The organism is Paenibacillus provencensis (genome assembly GCF_042678545.1).
Classification (GTDB): domain Bacteria; phylum Bacillota; class Bacilli; order Paenibacillales; family Paenibacillaceae; genus Paenibacillus; species Paenibacillus provencensis.
Map to the genome: position 1 here is coordinate 364381 of NZ_JBHTKX010000002.1, position 16233 is coordinate 380613.

Genomic DNA, 16233 nt, shown 5'->3' on the forward strand with positions numbered 1-16233 from the left:
TCAGGCTGTTCAATTCCGCCGTGTGATGACAATCGCTATGGTCATTCTTCTCATTCTTCCGTGGCTTGCACCAAGAGCTGACGCTGCTGCAGAGTGGCAGGCAGGGATCGCATACAAGAAAGGAGATATTGTCACATATCAGAACAAGAATTATGAATGTATTCAGGCTCATACAGCCCTAACCGGGTGGGAGCCGCCGAATGTGCCGGCGCTGTGGAAGTATATCGGCGATGGATCGGGAGAGAACCCGACCCCGGCTCCGGATACGACACCGCCTTCAGTTCCAACCGGACTCGCTTCAACACTCGTTACGGAGACATCCGTTCAGCTGATCTGGAACGCTTCGACAGACAATGTGGGCGTAACCGGGTATGAAGTGTACCGAAATGGCAGTCTGACCGCCAGTACGACATCGGCCTCAGCCGCAATCAGTGGATTAACCGCCGGTACGACGTATAATTTCACTGTGAAATCCAAAGATGCGGCAGGCAATCTGTCCGCTGCAAGCAGTCCTCTCAGTGTAACCACCTCTACAGGATCTACAAATCCGGGTCCTGCGCCAACCGGCAGCAAATGGCTGATCGGATACTGGCATAACTTCGATAACGGATCTACTAACATTCGACTTCGCGACGTTTCACCAGCCTATGACATCATCAATGTTTCTTTTGCTGAACCTGTCTCCCATGGCAGCGGAACGCTCGCTTTTACACCGTACAACTCCACCATAGAACAATTCAAATCCGATGTTGCTTATCTCCAAAGTCAAGGCAAGAAAGTCCTTCTCTCCATGGGAGGCGCAAACGGGACCATCGAGCTCACCGACGCGACCAAGCGTCAGCAGTTTGAAGAATCACTCAAATCGATTATTTCCACTTATGGCTTTGACGGTCTTGATATTGATCTCGAAGGAAGCTCGTTATCTCTTAATGCCGGAGATACAGACTTCCGCAATCCAACAACCCCTAAGATCGTGAATCTAATCAACGGAGTCAAGGCAGTTAAAGCCCATTTTGGCACTGAGTTTATTCTGACCGCTGCACCTGAAACAGCTTACGTACAAGGCGGATATTTGAGTTATGGCGGTCCATGGGGCGCATACCTTCCAGTAATACATGCCTTGCGTAATGATCTGACCCTCCTGCATGTACAGCATTACAACAGCGGCTCGATGGTGGGCCTGGATGGACGCTCCTACTCTCAAGGAACAGCCGATTTCCACGTCGCCATGGCTGAAATGCTGCTGCAAGGATTTAATGTAGGCGGAAGCGGGGGGCCCTTCTTCAGTCCGCTGCGTCCAGATCAGATTGCCATTGGTGTCCCTGCTTCTCAGCAAGCGGCAGGAGGGGGCTATACTGCACCAGCCGAGCTGCAAAAAGCAATGAATTATTTGGTTAAGGGTGTATCCTACGGCGGTTCATACACGCTCCGTCAACCTGCAGGGTATGCAGGAATTAAAGGCATTATGACCTGGTCTATTAACTGGGATGCCTATACGAACAACCAGTTCTCCAATGCACATCGTCCGTTCTTAAACGGACTTAGCACGCAAACAACGAAGGAGGTCGTATACTAATGCCGAAGTTTCGTAACCGTAACGCATTTGCCAGAGCCGCCAAGCTATTTCTTGGCCTGTCTATGATCTTATCTATTATTGTTCCTTCTCTTGCGTTAACTACAGATAAAGCGGAAGCTGCTGATAATTATAAGATTGTCGGATATTATCCTTCCTGGGCAGCCTATGGCAGAACTTATAACGTATCGGATATTGATCCAACCAAAGTAACACATATCAATTATGCATTTGCTGATATTTGCTGGAACGGTATTCATGGTAACCCGGACCCGACGGGTCCGAATCCGACAACCTGGAGCTGTCAGGATGAGAACAGTCAGACGATCAATGTTCCGAACGGAACGATTGTGCTGGGCGATCCTTGGATTGATACAGGCAAACGGTTTCCAGGTGATGTCTGGGATCAGCCTTATGCAGGCAATATCAATCAGCTGAACAAGCTGAAGCAGATTAATCCGAATCTGAAGACGATTATCTCTGTCGGCGGCTGGACGTGGTCTAACCGTTTCTCCGATGTCGCGGCAACTGCGGCCACAAGAGAGACTTTTGCCAATTCGGCAGTAGATTTCCTGCGCAAGTATAACTTTGACGGTGTGGATCTGGACTGGGAGTACCCGGTATCAGGAGGTCTGGACGGCAACAGCAAGCGCCCTCAGGACAAACAGAACTACACCCTGCTGCTTAGCAAGATCCGCGAGAAGCTGAATGCAGCGGAAGCCGTGGATGGCAAAGACTATTTGCTAACGATCGCAAGTGGAGCTTCTCCGACTTATGCTGCCAATACGGAGCTGGCAAATATCGCATCGATTGTGGACTGGATCAACATCATGACTTACGACTTTAATGGCGGGTGGCAAAAAATTTCTGCACATAATGCACCTCTGTACAATGACCCGGCAGCAGCTTCCGCAGGCGTACCAGACGCTAGCACGTTTAACGTGGCAGCAGGAGCGCAGGGACATTTGGATGCAGGTGTGCCTGCAAGCAAGCTTGTACTTGGTGTACCTTTCTATGGCCGCGGCTGGGATGGATGTACTCAGTCGAATAATGGGCAGTATCAGGCATGCTCAGGCGGTTCATCTGTAGGAACATGGGAGGCAGGCTCCTTTGATTTCTACGATCTGGAAGCAAACTACATTAACAAGAATGGATATACACGTTATTGGAACGATACAGCGAAGGTTCCTTATCTGTACAATGCAACCAATAAGCGATTCATCAGCTATGATGATGTGGAGTCCATCGGACACAAGACAGCTTATATCAAGAGCAAAGGGCTTGGTGGAGCGATGTTCTGGGAGCTGAGCGGTGATCGTAACAAGACACTTCAGAACAAGCTGAAAGCCGATCTGTCTACCGGAGGCACAACACCACCTCCTGTGGATACGACTGCGCCAAGCGCTCCATCGAATGCTCGTTCTACCGCGGTAACGGCAAGCTCTGTAACGCTTGCATGGAATGCTTCGACAGATAATGTAGGTGTTACTGGATATAACGTTTATAACGGTGCTAGCCTGGCAGCAACGGTGACAGGTACCACTGCTAGTGTGAGCGGTCTTGCGGCGAACACTTCTTACACCTTTACAGTGAAAGCGAAGGACGCTGCCGGCAACTTATCTGCAGCCAGCAATGCGGTAACTGCGAAGACTTCCGGCACGACACCGCCTCCCGATACGACAGCTCCAACAGTACCAGCTAATCTGTCATCCACAGCCCAAACGACCTCCAGTATCTCACTGAGCTGGACGGCTTCAACAGACAATGTAGGTGTAACAGGATATGAGGTATACAACGGAGGGGCTTTGGCAGCGTCAGTGACCGGAACTACAGCGACAATCAGCGGCCTTGCGGCAAACACCACGTATACTTTTACAGTGAAGGCGAAGGACGCTGCCGGTAATCTATCTGCGGCAAGCAGTGCGCTTAGTGTGAAGACGAAGGCGGAAACAGGAAATCCAGGCGCAACGCCTTGGCAAGCGAATGTAGCTTATACGACGGGACAGCTGGTGACCTATAATGGCAGCACGTATAAATGCCTGCAAGCCCATACTTCCTTGCCGGGCTGGGAGCCTGCGAACGTACCGGCCTTGTGGCAGCTCCAGTAGCGGCGTAATCATAACCATTAGAGATACTCCCGGATCTTTCTTCGGGGGTATCTCTTTTTCATGCGTGTTAATATAAGGCGTTATCTGTCATTTCATCTGTAAATCTGTCAAAAGCCTGTGATAGAATAAGAAAAAACGCTTATGCTAGTGGCGTGGTTCATTCGAGCTGAAAGAGCGTGAATAGAAGGGTTGGATTCATGTGATCATTATCCAGGAGGCAATAGAGGTCCGGCTTTCGCATCTAAGAGATGCAAGACAGCTTATGGATCTGGATGCGCTTGTATGGGACGAGCATACCGCACCTGGACCGGTTCATTGGGAATCCAGGGAGCAGTATTTGCATGCTTGCCCGCCAGGGAGCCAGATTATTGCGGTTATGGACACTCGTGTTGTCGGCTATGTTGGATTCAGATCACCGACTGGACTGAGGAGCAACTCGCATGTATTGGAGATTCATATCGCCGTCCATCCCGCTTACCAGATGCGGGGAATTGGGAGCATGCTCATGGATTCGGTGAAAGAGCTAGCGAAAGAACAACAAGTGAAGAAGCTCCGTTTAAGAGTGCTGTCCCATAATAAGAGAGCACTTGCTTTCTATCAGAAATGCGGCTTCATTGAAGAAGGCCGGCTGATGAATGAATTCTGTATCGGCGGCAAATACATAGATGATATATTTATGCGCTATTTGTTGAACTAATGGATGGACTGTATTCTTTAATTGGCGTAAAACATTAGGCAACCGTCTGATTCTTTTTGTAAGAAGCAGGCGGTTTTTTGCTGCGGTGAGAAGAAACAGGAGTTTAGGAATAGTTGAAAAATGAACCGATTTTTGCCCTCGATTGTCTATAAAGCATCAGGTGAAGAGAGGAGTGCAGTCATTGACCGAACGAGAGCTGTTTGATTCGTACCATAAAGATGTGTACAGAACATGCTACTACATGCTTCAGCATGCACAGGATGCCGAAGATGCATGCCACGATATTTTTATAATGGTATTTCGTCAGCAATGGAGCAGCGTAGAGCATATCAAGGCATGGCTCATGCGGATCACGATGAATCATTGTCTAAATGTACTGAAGAAAAAGAAGACGAAAAGAGACAAGCAGAAGCTGGTGCAAATCCAGCATGACCAGTCAGCCGGACTAACCAAGACCCCGGATGACATCGTAATAGAGCGGGCGGAGGCAGAGGAATATGCCACGCTGCTTCACCAGCTTCCAGACAAGCTAAGGGCTGTCGTTACGCTTCGCTACAGCAGTGATATGTCTACAGCGGAGATTGCGGAGACGCTCCATATTCCTGCAGGTACAGTCAAGTCCCGGCTTCACAAGGCGCTGAAGCTGCTCCGAAGGGACATGGAAACGAATGATAGGCTTCATATGAAAGGAGAGAAGACACTTGGAATCCATTGAGAAAAAGCTGAAAGATGAAGTGCAGCGTACCCCCGTTTCTTATCCTGATTTTGATCAAATGTTTGAGAGTATTCAGCGTGGAGAGCTTCGTGATAAGGATACAACGCTGGAAGGCACTAGAAGCAGGAGGAAGCGTAAAGCAGCCATAGCGGTGAGCATTGCTGTAGCTCTGACGGCTGCGCCTGTCTACGCTGCAATCAACTATGATTGGACGGATGTTCTCTCTACACGAACGGGTATACAGACAGCGCTGGAACAGGGACTCGGTCAAAGTATAGAGCAGTCGGTGACTAAGAACGGAATAACCTTGACGGTCCATACCGCTTTTACAGATGAGAACCGCACCGTTCTCCTATACAGTCTCAACCCGGGTCAGGGGAACAGCCAGCATATTTACTATGAATCCATGCAACTGGTAGATAGTAAGGGAACGCCAATTGAGGGGAATTACGTACAGCGCTGGAACGAAGAGCTGGGTATGTATCAAGGGTATTTTGAAACAGATTGGGTCATGAGCACGCAGAATACCGAGATGGATTTTGAGCTGAAAAATATCCGCTGGACAGAGGACACATCGTATCCCATCGCTTTTGATCCCAAGCAGCAGAGTAATCAAACCTTCTGGGTACAAAAGGACGGCATTGACACCCTCAGCATCAATGCGTTCGAGCAATCCGAGGATAAGCTGCTAGTGAAATCCTCTGTATCTCTAATCGACCCATCTGACAAAGACTGGTCCTGGTATCGCTTGGAAGCAAGGAAGGGGAGCGGAGAGGTCATTGCAGAAGCAGAGCCATCTGTATTCGGAACGCCGGGTCTAAAGCAGGAATACACGACACAGCAAATTTATAACACGACCGAAGTAAATGAAGAGGGCACTGAGTTTAGACTTGTCTATGACCGAGAGGTCAATAGATCGGATGGAGAATGGACTCTTCATTTCTCTTTGTCCAAGAAACAAATGGAGAGCGGCACAGTGAAGAAGCAGCTGGATATTCCCATTGAAGAGATACCGGGAGGCAGTAAAATTACGGAGATGATTGTCACTCCGACCCAAATTCGTATTGTGCTGCAGCATGAAGAGGAGTACACGAGGGTGCCTTACCTGAATTATCATCTCGATATAGGTGGGAAGCGAATCACGGGCTTTGATGCTTATCAGGAGGACAAATACAAATCGGAGCTTCGGTTTGAATTATCACCTGATATCGAGCTCTCCTCTATTGGAGCAAGTCCGATAACTCTAATCGCGGCACATCGAGCTGACGAGCTTAAGGGAAGCGAGGAGCCGGTGCTGTTAACTGGAATTTCAGAGGAGAAGCAGAGCTTTACACAAGATTATGAAGGTTATCCGGTCACCTGGACTTACTATACGAAGGATAATAATCTATATATCGAATCAGAAAGCAGTGACCTCAAGTTTGGCGGCATTAACCAGACCTATTACGGTCAAGGAAAGGACAAAGTGTATGGGGTCCCTTCCATCCAAGACTTTGCTGGTAATGGGAAGAACAAAAGTATCGATGTATACGAGAATTATACAGGAGCGAGTGAGCTCGAGATTTATGCATTTATGTACCGAACTGAACAGCCTGAAGCTGAGCTCCGCGTCACGCTCACTGACGGAATGTAAATATATTACTTCATAGCTATTTCAGGACGCAACAATAGGGGAAGCAATTCTAATTCAACATGAAGCGAGGCTGTCCACAAGCAGGACAGCCTCATTGTTTATGTCTTATTTTAAGTGTTGCTTATCCCGATATCTTGTTTCGTGCATTGTCTGTAGCAGCCTGCTGAGGTCCGAACTCCACCTTGGCGGAGATCCTTTTGTTTGATGCCTGTGTTTTCTCCGTGTCTGAGTTTAGCTGCGCTTGATTGCTGTATGGACTTGCATTCAGCGCCATTCCCATCGTTAAAGTCATCGCAAGTGAGCTGGACATCACCCATTGCGACATGGTCTTATTCATGTGTTCATACCTTCCCTTCCTAATGTGGGGACATCTATACCTTAACCAAACGGGATGAAGTCAGGATGAAGGGAAGCTTAAGTTCACATTAAAAATATAAGACCTGTGCGGATGTCTGCACAGGCCTTATCATGTTCATTATGTAGTATAGATAGTATAGCTAGCTAACGGAGCAGCTTCCATTCACTTTGCAGCATGCCATAAACGGCATGGTTTACATAACCATGAGGCAGTCTTTCCGCCTCCCGGACAATACCCTCCAGGACAAATCCGAGTCTTTCCGGAATTCCACGGCTCTTGTGATTACCGGTAGCGCAGCGGATCTCCACCCGGTTCAAATCAAGCTTAATGAGCGCATAATCAACAAGTGCGCGGCAGGCCGAGCTCATCAGGCCCTGACCTTCATGATTCTTGCCAAGCCAGTAGCCTATGCTCACAGATCTGTTATTCCAGTCGATCTCATGAAAGCCGATGACGCCGGCAAGCTCGTCTTTGACCCAGATGCCGGCGGTAAATCCACCGTTGTCCGACCCTTGCTTGAGCGCATTTTTGATAAAATTAACGGAATGCTGTTCTTCTACAATCTGATCTACCCATGGCAGCCATTCACGCAGCCGCTCTCTGGATCGATCTGTAAGATTGAATAATGCGCCGGCGTGCTCGAGTGACAGCGGTCTTAATTCAATATCTTCATCGACCTTGTATGCAAACATCATCAAACCTTCTTTCATCCATAGAGTAAAATAGATAGATCATAAATGCAGCGTTAAAATGTTTATAAGATTAGATTCATCTTGATAACGGGATTTTTTTCTCCAGTGCATATATATCGTCTTCCATGGATACCATCCGCTGATTGACGAGTGTGCGGCAGTCGCTGAGCGCCTGATTATATATATAGGGAGAGAGTGATGTCAGGAAGAAATCAAGCATGCTGTCTGCTGCCAGATCACCGATGGTTTCTCCCCGCTCGGCTTCAAAATGCTGCTGGATTAGACGAATCATCTGCTCTTTCTGCTCTTTGGGCAATTTGGTAGCTTTCATCTGATATACTCCTTTTACACCTCATTTTCCTTCATGCTACCTTATATTAGGCGAACCGTCAAAATGACATTTACCGATAATTAAGATGAATATAATTCTGAGAGGAAGTGCCGGATATGCCTATGCGAGCCTCTACGAAAGTACTGCTCTGGCTGTCGATGATTAGTATGCTGGTCACTTTGGTTATGCTGTGGATGACAAGAGGAAATATATTAGTAGTCATATTCATTCCTATGATTGTGGCAGCTCTTTACGCTCCGAACGGCATGCTCAGCAGTATGCTGTCCTGGGTGATTCTTGTATCAGGGTATCTGCTGCTGTTGGCAGTTCTCATACTGGACATGTACCTTATTCGTTGTATCGCCCGTGTGGTGCAAGGGATAATGAGAGGGGGGAATTCCCGCCTATAAAGAAGTGCTGAGTATGTGAGAATCATTGCGGAGCGCTGGAGTTACAGGTATATTTAATAGATCAGGATTATGCATCATTCGATTACTAAGATATAGTCGATTGAATTTACGACAGAGAAAGGTTGATAATTGTGGAGAAGCCTTTAACACCCTCCAATTTTATAAAAAACGTGATCTCCGAGGATCTTCGTGCAGGCAAAGTGAAGGAAGTGGTCACTCGGTTCCCGCCGGAGCCGAATGGATATCTACATATCGGACATGCCAAAGCGATCTGGATTAATTTTGCGCTTGCCGAAGAATTTGGTGGCAGCACTAACCTGCGCTTCGATGATACGAATCCGGCGAAGGAAGACGAAGAGTATGTGAAATCCATTCAGGAAGATGTGAAATGGCTCGGCTATGAATGGAAGGAAAAACGGTTTGCATCGGATTATTTCGAACAAATGTATAATGCCGCCGTTATCTTGATTAAGGAAGGCCTTGCTTACGTCGATGATCTGAGTGCTGACCAAATTCGCGAGCTGCGCGGAACATTGACCGAGCCAGGCAAGAACAGTCCATACCGTGATCGCAGCATCGAAGAAAATCTGGAGCTGTTCACACGGATGCGTAATGGCGAATTCAAGGATGGCGAGCGCGTGCTGCGTGCCAAGATTGACATGGCTTCCCCAAACATTAACCTACGGGACCCTGTAATATACCGAATTGCTCATGTGACTCATCACAATACCGGAGACAAGTGGTGCATTTATCCGATGTATGCTTTTGCTCATCCGCTGGAAGATGCGATCGAGAATGTGACCCACTCCCTCTGTTCCTTGGAGTTCGAGGATCAGCGTCCATTCTACGATTGGGTTATTGAGCACTGCGAAATGAATGCAGAGCCTCATCAATATGAGTTCGGCCGTCTCAATCTGGCCCAAACCGTAACGAGTAAACGTAAATTAAAGCTGCTCGTGGACGAAGGGCATGTCGATGGCTGGGATGATCCGCGGATGCCGACGATCTCCGGACTTCGCCGCAGAGGCTATACACCGGAAGCACTTCGGGAGTTCGTGTATGAAACAGGGATCTCCAAGAGCCAGGGTCTCGTCGATCTGCAAATGCTGGAGCACTTTATCCGTGAGGACTTGAAGCTGAAGGCGCCTCGTACGATGGCTGTGCTTGATCCAATCAAGGTGGTCATTACGAATTATCCAGAAGGCCAGTCCGAAATGCTGGAGGCAGAGAATAACCAAGAGAATGAGGAGATGGGCACTCGCCAAATTCCGTTCTCCCGCGAAATCTACATTGAGCGCGAGGACTTTATGGAGGACCCGCCGAGTAAATATTTCCGCTTGTTCCCTGGCAACGAGGTTCGTTTGAAGCATGCCTACTTCATTAAATGTAATGATGTTATCAAGGACGAAGAGGGCAACATTGTCGAGATCCACTGCACTTATGACCCTGAAACGAAGAGCGGCTCCGGCTTTACCGGCCGTAAGGTGAAGGGTACGATCCACTGGGTGGAAGCAAGCCAAGCAATTCCTGCGGAATTCCGTTTGTTCGAGCCGCTGATCAACAAGGAAGAGCCCGAAAGCGATACCGAGCTTGAGGAGGAAAAAGAAGCTGCAATGGCAGCACCTAAGTCATTCCTTGATGAGCTGAACCCGAATTCACTGACCATCATTCATGGCTATGTCGAGCCGAATATGGTGAATGCCAAGCCGCAGGACAAGTTCCAGTTCTTCCGTCATGGCTACTTTAATGTAGATTCCAAATATTCGGAGCCAGGCAAGCCTGTATTTAACCGGGTTGTGTCGCTGAAGAGCTCCTTCCATTTGCCGAAGGCGTAAAATGGAAGGAGTGAAGTAAATGATTTGCAACAGCAAATGAAAGCTTCAACCGCAGATTGTCCCTAAGGTCACTGTTGCTTTTTGAATTTATGGATTGGACTAAACATGAAGCGGGATAAATTCAAAAGCAAAGGAAACGCCGTTCTCTAACGTACAGAGAACGGCGTTTTTTTGTTAGTGAAGTTGGTTCACCCTAAGCTATGGCATGAGGGTGCTGTAAACAATTATTTAGTTTCCGACCTTATAGTTGGAAGGCAGAGGAGGCTGGTATCCGTATTTTTTCACGATATAAAACATGATGCCAAACCCAATGATTCCGATGACGGACAGGATGACTCCGTATTGATACATAACGGATGCGCCGAAATTCTGGAACATGAATCCCCCGAAGATTCCTGCAATAACGCCGGATACTCCTCCCCAGGAGAGTGTATAGAGCGCTTGCCCGGATGAGCGGTAGGGTCTCGGGATGAAGAGCATCGTTAGCTGGGTGCCTACGTAGAAATATCCCCCGAACGTTACAGAGTGAAGCAGCTGAATTAATGCGATCTGCAGCGGATCTGTGGCCAGCGCCATCAGCTCCCAGCGCACCGCGAAGAGGATGCTGACCACGGTCAGACAGCCCAGCATAACGGTCATCTTCCGCTTGAGAAGCCGATCAAATAAGAGGAACACCGCCACTTCCAATATGGACGACATAAATACGGCAAGTCCAACCATCTGCTTGCTTCCTCCAAGCTCAGTAATGTACAGCGAGACGAAAGCACTGTTCATTGCATTAGGAACGGAGACCAGAACGCCGAGAATAATAAAAGTCATGAAATAAGGATTAAGCGCCACTTGACCGAATCCACGCATACTGACCACCGGGCCGTCGGAGGTTCTCTGCAGCTGAGGCAGAAAAGCAGCAAAGAGGATGGCCGTCAGCAGCAGCACACTGAATACGATGGATATGCCGCGATCACCGAGCCGATCCATCACAGGACCAGCGGCAACCGCGGTCAACGCCCAGCCAAGAGAGCCCCATAGGCGGAACGAGCCAAATTTATGGTTAGTCCCATCGATGTATACCAGGATCATGCTGTTAGTTTGTGCGAATAAGGGACTCTGGAAAAAGTAGAAAAAGATCATCGCTGCGAAAATAAGGCTATACGTCGGAGCAAGGAATACAGCTTGTACGAATAACAAAGTCCCTGTTAACATGAGAAGAACCGTCTTGCGGATATTTTGCGAGCGGTCGCTCATGAAGCCCCAAAAGGGGTTGGCGAAGAGTGACACGAAAGGGCCGATCGCCAGGAGTGTTCCGATCTGAAGCTTGGTTAACCCAATATTCTGGAGATAAATTGAGAAAAAGCTGGTGAACACGGCGACAGCACCGTACACGAAGAAGTTATACAGCTTCAGCTGCGATAATGTATGCAAAGGGATGCCATTCCTTTCATTTCAGGTGGACCTAGACATTTTTATTACACTTTAGCATGTACTTGTAAGGGGATACAATCATTTTGTTGATCAATTGCAATTATTTTCATGAGAAGCAGGTGAGAAGGATGAGGGTTTCAGGAATTATTTTGGCAGGCGGGCTCTCCAGCAGAATGGGGACTGACAAGGCACTGCTTCCACTGGGAGAAGGAAATGTCATTCAGGTGATCGTCTCTGAATTATCTAAAGCCGTTGATGTTGTGAGTATTGCTGTCGGCAAAGGATATAGGGAAGAATTTGCAGAGCTTGGTCATGTGCAGGCGGTTGATCTATACCCGGAATGCGGCCCGCTTGCAGGATTGCATGCAGGCCTGACAGCAAACCGGGGCGCCCGCCCCTCTGGGGCCGGAGGCTGGAGCTTGTCTGTTCCATGTGATACTCCGCTTGTCCGCTCAGAGCTGTTCAAGGCATTAATCAAATATGCAGAGCAGCAGGAGAACTCCTGCTGTCAGGCCATCGTCCCTGTAATTGAAGGGCAGACCCATCCCTTGATTGCAATGTACCAGGATAGCGTCATTCCTATACTTGAGCAGCAGCTTGAGGCGGGTAAGAGAAGGGTCATGGATATTCTCTCTCAGATCAGCGTTAGATACATTACAGAGCATGAGCTGTCAGTAAACGCTGGACTTCCATGGACGGCGCCTAGGGTATCTGAGATGTTTGTAAATATGAATCAGAAGGAGGATTATGAGCGAATCAAGAAGCGCTATGGTCTGAAGGGAATTTAGTAGACAATTCAGCCTTAATTTGCTCTAGAATCTGCTCCTTTTGATCTTCTGCGACAAGGTCGAAATTTAGTGCATACAGATCTCGCAGGACAGCCGCGTGTCCCCGTTACTCAGCTTCTGCTTCACCGTCTGGCATATCAATGATTAAAGCTGTCTTGAACGGGATGCGCATAAATGATCAGATGCTTTATGGTTCGACCTCCTCCTATTATTTTTGAAATAATTAAGGTATAGCGAGAAGAGAAGGGAGATTCGTGATGGAATCCCCCTTCTCTTATTGTTCATATTAGAATCTTCTTACGCTTTAGAAATTGAAGTTGTCTGGATCGGAACCAAAACGTTCATTTTTGTTAAGTCCGTTAATCGTGTCCATATCCATGACAGACAGCTCGAAATCGAAAATATCCGCATTCTCTTCGATCCTGCTTGGAGTAACGGATTTAGGAATCGTGATGGCGTCATTTTGAATATGCCAGCGCAGAATGACCTGAGCTACCGATTTATTATATTTATCAGCGATGACTTTGATCGTAGTGTTATCCAGCAGCTTACCGTTGCCAAGCGGAGACCATCCCTCAAACAGAATGCCCTGTGCTTTGCAGAATGCACGCAGCGGCTCTTGGGAGAGCTGTGGATGAAATTCAACCTGATTGACCGCTGGAACAACAGTGGCATCCGCGAGCAGGTCCTCCAGATGGTGGATATGGAAGTTGCAGACGCCGATGGCACGCACTTTGCCATCCGCATAGAGCTTCTCCAGCGCCTTCCATGTATCTTTATATTTGCCAGCTACCGGCCAGTGAATGAGGTAAAGATCAAGGTAATCAAGTCCGAGCTTCGCGAGGCTCTCATCGAACGCACGCAGCGTGGATTCGTAGCCTTGGTCGCTGTTCCATACTTTAGTTGTAATAAACAACTCTTCACGAGGAACGCCTGAATCCTTGATGGCTTGGCCAACGCTTTCCTCGTTCTTGTAAGCTGCAGCGGTATCAATGGCACGGTAACCGTGTGTAATCGCATGCTTAACCGCATTATAGGCTTCATCGCCTTCCTTTACCTTCCATACACCCAATCCAAACTGCGGCATGTTAACTCCATTATTAAGTGTGACGGTATCTTGTAGATGTGCAATAGTCATTGTTAATCCCTCCGCTTTGTATTTTTGCTTGGAATTCAGCCAGATTGCTCAGCTTATGAGACGAGCACCATAATTCATATTACACTGAGTCAATTTCATAAAACCAGTTAATGGAATTGATTCACCTTATTTTAAGATTTTTAACGAGGAATAGCAAGCAGCTACATTTTCGAAAGCCATCAGAATCGCATGATCATTCATCAGGATACAGCAAGCTCTCGCATAATTCGGGCCAGCGTTACGATTCCTGTTTGAATTTCGGAGAGCGATGCAAAAGCGTAGGACAAGCGGATATAATCCTGCTCCATTCGGTCATATATATTTCCGGGATTGATAAGAATCCTCTCAGCGAGCGCTCTTCGGAACAGTTTGTCTGAACGGATACCACTGCTGAGTCTAATCCACATATAAAATCCCCCTTGGGGGACATTCCATTCTGCCAAGCCTGCAAAATGCAGCTGCAATAGCTCTAGAACATAGTCTCGCCTGTGCCTAAGCCCCATTCGAATTCGATGTAAATGGACATCATGATATCCTTCTCTAAGCCACAGTTCGGCAGCATCCTGTGCGAGGCTGCTTGCACCATAGTCGGTTTGCATTTTTAGATCAGCCAAACGTTTAATAACCGGCAAGGGGCCCGTAACCCATCCGATTCGCAGACCTGGGCTCACGGTCTTAGACAATGTTCCCATATGAAGGACATAACCGCCAGGATCGAGTGCTTTGAGCGAATGGGGAGGCGCTGTATCAAACCATAGCTCGCTATAGGCGCTATCCTCCAATATAGGGAGCCCTGTATTCTGAACTATATTCATTAATTGGCTGCGTCTAGCCGCGCTCATCACCGTTCCTGTCGGGTTTTGAAAGGAAGGTATCGTATAGAGCAGGGAAGGGTGATATTGCTGCACATAATGCTGTACACGATCTGCTCTCAAGCCTTCATGGTCCATCGGCATGCCAATCATGCGTACACCTGCAGACTGAAAAGGATGGATCGAGTACAGATAGGAGGGCTTCTCAACCAGTATTGAAGCACTCCTTGGCAGAAGCCCGATCGCAATGAGCTGCATCGCTTGAATGGAGCCGGACACGACGAGAATGGAGTCAGGGGAAGCCGAGATGCCTTGTGCCGCCAAATGGGAGGATATCGCCTCACGGAGCCCTGGGGAGCCTAGCGGCTCAAGATATCCCAAATGATGAGCCGGTCGTCTGGCCAGCTCTGCGTAGATTTTACTGAATTCGGCGTGCGGAAGAAGTTCGGATGACAATTCCCCTGTGCCGAGTCGATTTATACGGGTACTAAATTCAGTATCATTGATCTCCTGTACTTCAGGAAGGTTAGGATAATGTGTGCCGCTCTCTGCGTAATCCTCCCAATCTGGAATCGTCACAGGCATCCCATTCCAGCCTGCCCGTGATACGAACGTCCCTCCGCCGTAATTTCCTTCGATGAAACCGCTGGCCCGAAGCTCATCCAGTGCAGCGATAATGGTGCTCCGGTTGACCTTGAAGGATACGGCCAGTGCCCTTTGAGAGGGCAGCCGAATGCCCTTTGTCCACTCACCCTGCATGATCTTTTCTTTGATATATTGTTCAATCTGCTGATACAGCGGGATGGGTAGCTCGGGGTCGGGCTGCCAATGGATATCCTGTAATCTCATAAGGGAGCAGGCTCCTTTCGTCATATATGATGTGTAACTATATCATTTGGCTGGGTATAGCATCAACCAAATGGCTGGGTACAATTCAGCAGTGGTGCTGTAGGATGAATGAGAATCAGACAAGAGAAGGGCAGGAGAACAATTGAAATGATGCAGGAAGTCATTATCCATGCGGTGTTATTGGCATTTGGGCTCATATTACCGCTGGGAGCTCAGAATTTATTCATCTTTAACCAGGGAGCAACCCAGCCGAAATGGATCTACGCATTGCCTTCGGTCATCACTGCAGCGCTGTGTGATACCATCCTTATTATTCTTTCGGTTGGAGGCTTGTCCGTCATCTTGGCGGGTCGAGAGGGGCTCACCGAGTTCATTTATATTGGGGGCTGCATGTTTCTATTATACATGGCCTGGACGCTATGGCGGGCAGACAGCAGGCAGGGGGCCGAGAGAAGAGCTTTGTCGTTTCGCAGACAAATCCTGTTTGCGCTGTCCGTATCTATTCTTAATCCGCATGCCATTATCGATATTCTGGGAGTAATCGGCACGAATTCTCTGGAGTATGAGGGGACTGAGCGAATGACGTTTACGATTGTGACGATTCTTGTTTCGTGGATGTGGTTCATTCTGCTGTCTGCAGCAGGGAGACTCATAGGCAGATGGGATGAGAGAGGTAAACTATCATTTTATATGAATAAAGCCTCTTCACTAACCATGGCATTGCTGGCGTTGTATATGCTGTACAAGATTGTCTAGAGGCTCCAACAAATTACAACTTCAGCCGAATCCATTTCATATCTGCTCGATAAGTTATGAAATGGATTCAATGTTAATTAAGATGATCAAAAAAAGGATGGTCGATAAGACCATCC

The 16233-nt window shown here is 48.0% G+C and carries 15 protein-coding genes; 9 read left to right on the plus strand and 6 right to left on the minus strand.

Going from position 1 to position 16233, the window contains the following annotated elements; all coding sequences use genetic code 11:
- The first annotated feature begins 25 nt into the window (after nucleotides 1-25).
- From ACFQ3J_RS17855 to ACFQ3J_RS17875, 5 genes are all read left to right on the plus strand, one after another.
- The gene (locus ACFQ3J_RS17855) at nucleotides 26-1576 is read left to right on the plus strand and encodes a carbohydrate-binding protein (protein ID WP_091160952.1); all 1551 of its coding nucleotides are present in this window, start codon (nucleotides 26-28) and stop codon (nucleotides 1574-1576) included.
- Entirely contained in the window at nucleotides 1576-3681 is a 2106-nt protein-coding gene (locus ACFQ3J_RS17860) for a glycosyl hydrolase family 18 protein (protein ID WP_091160877.1), read from the plus strand. The genes ACFQ3J_RS17855 and ACFQ3J_RS17860 overlap by 1 nt, the downstream gene beginning before the upstream one ends.
- A gap of 199 nt (nucleotides 3682-3880) precedes the next feature.
- Nucleotides 3881-4378 carry a GNAT family N-acetyltransferase gene (locus tag ACFQ3J_RS17865; RefSeq protein ID WP_244533600.1) on the plus strand — a complete coding sequence of 166 codons (498 nt, stop codon included), beginning with the start codon at nucleotides 3881-3883 and terminating at the stop codon, nucleotides 4376-4378.
- Between the two features lie 172 nt (nucleotides 4379-4550).
- Nucleotides 4551-5093, plus strand: coding sequence for an RNA polymerase sigma factor (locus ACFQ3J_RS17870; RefSeq protein WP_379293549.1), 543 nt, complete (start codon nucleotides 4551-4553; stop codon nucleotides 5091-5093).
- On the plus strand, nucleotides 5080-6726 hold the full coding sequence (locus tag ACFQ3J_RS17875; protein ID WP_091160874.1) for a DUF4179 domain-containing protein: 1647 nt from the start codon (nucleotides 5080-5082) through the stop codon (nucleotides 6724-6726). Before ACFQ3J_RS17870 ends, ACFQ3J_RS17875 begins: the two co-directional genes overlap by 14 nt.
- Before the next feature lie 121 nt (nucleotides 6727-6847).
- On the opposite strand, the gene ACFQ3J_RS17880 is transcribed toward ACFQ3J_RS17875, so the two are convergent.
- The 3 genes from ACFQ3J_RS17880 to ACFQ3J_RS17890 all read right to left on the minus strand — a co-directional run bounded on the left by ACFQ3J_RS17880 (nucleotide 6848) and on the right by ACFQ3J_RS17890 (nucleotide 8107).
- Nucleotides 6848-7063: a hypothetical protein gene (locus ACFQ3J_RS17880; RefSeq protein ID WP_091160872.1), complete on the minus strand. Its 216-nt coding sequence runs from the start codon at nucleotides 7061-7063 to the stop codon at nucleotides 6848-6850.
- Nucleotides 7064-7227: 164 nt separating this feature from the next.
- Nucleotides 7228-7776: a GNAT family N-acetyltransferase gene (locus tag ACFQ3J_RS17885; protein WP_091160871.1), complete on the minus strand. Its 549-nt coding sequence runs from the start codon at nucleotides 7774-7776 to the stop codon at nucleotides 7228-7230.
- Between the two features lie 76 nt (nucleotides 7777-7852).
- Entirely contained in the window at nucleotides 7853-8107 is a 255-nt protein-coding gene (locus ACFQ3J_RS17890) for a DUF2164 domain-containing protein (RefSeq protein ID WP_091160870.1), read from the minus strand.
- Between the two features lie 116 nt (nucleotides 8108-8223).
- Here ACFQ3J_RS17890 and ACFQ3J_RS17895 point away from each other — a divergent pair, with 116 nt between their 5' ends.
- On the plus strand, nucleotides 8224-8517 hold the full coding sequence (locus ACFQ3J_RS17895; protein WP_091160868.1) for a hypothetical protein: 294 nt from the start codon (nucleotides 8224-8226) through the stop codon (nucleotides 8515-8517).
- Nucleotides 8518-8648: 131 nt separating this feature from the next.
- Nucleotides 8649-10352, plus strand: coding sequence for a glutamine--tRNA ligase/YqeY domain fusion protein (locus tag ACFQ3J_RS17900; protein ID WP_091160866.1), 1704 nt, complete (start codon nucleotides 8649-8651; stop codon nucleotides 10350-10352).
- Between the two features lie 228 nt (nucleotides 10353-10580).
- On the opposite strand, the gene ACFQ3J_RS17905 is transcribed toward ACFQ3J_RS17900, so the two are convergent.
- The gene (locus tag ACFQ3J_RS17905; protein ID WP_244533599.1) at nucleotides 10581-11774 is read right to left on the minus strand and encodes an MFS transporter; all 1194 of its coding nucleotides are present in this window, start codon (nucleotides 11772-11774) and stop codon (nucleotides 10581-10583) included.
- 128 nt (nucleotides 11775-11902) lie between these two features.
- Between ACFQ3J_RS17905 and mobA the strand changes: the two genes are divergently transcribed.
- On the plus strand, nucleotides 11903-12562 hold the full coding sequence (gene mobA / locus ACFQ3J_RS17910) for a molybdenum cofactor guanylyltransferase (RefSeq protein ID WP_139237025.1): 660 nt from the start codon (nucleotides 11903-11905) through the stop codon (nucleotides 12560-12562).
- A 304-nt stretch (nucleotides 12563-12866) separates the two neighbouring features.
- On the opposite strand, the gene ACFQ3J_RS17915 is transcribed toward mobA, so the two are convergent.
- Nucleotides 12867-13700, minus strand: a complete 834-nt coding sequence (locus ACFQ3J_RS17915; RefSeq protein ID WP_091160861.1) for an aldo/keto reductase — start codon at nucleotides 13698-13700, stop codon at nucleotides 12867-12869.
- Between the two features lie 200 nt (nucleotides 13701-13900).
- Entirely contained in the window at nucleotides 13901-15361 is a 1461-nt protein-coding gene (locus tag ACFQ3J_RS17920; RefSeq protein ID WP_091160859.1) for an aminotransferase-like domain-containing protein, read from the minus strand.
- A 150-nt stretch (nucleotides 15362-15511) separates the two neighbouring features.
- Here ACFQ3J_RS17920 and ACFQ3J_RS17925 point away from each other — a divergent pair, with 150 nt between their 5' ends.
- The gene (locus tag ACFQ3J_RS17925) at nucleotides 15512-16117 is read left to right on the plus strand and encodes a LysE/ArgO family amino acid transporter (protein ID WP_091160949.1); all 606 of its coding nucleotides are present in this window, start codon (nucleotides 15512-15514) and stop codon (nucleotides 16115-16117) included.
- Nucleotides 16118-16233 lie beyond the last annotated feature (116 nt).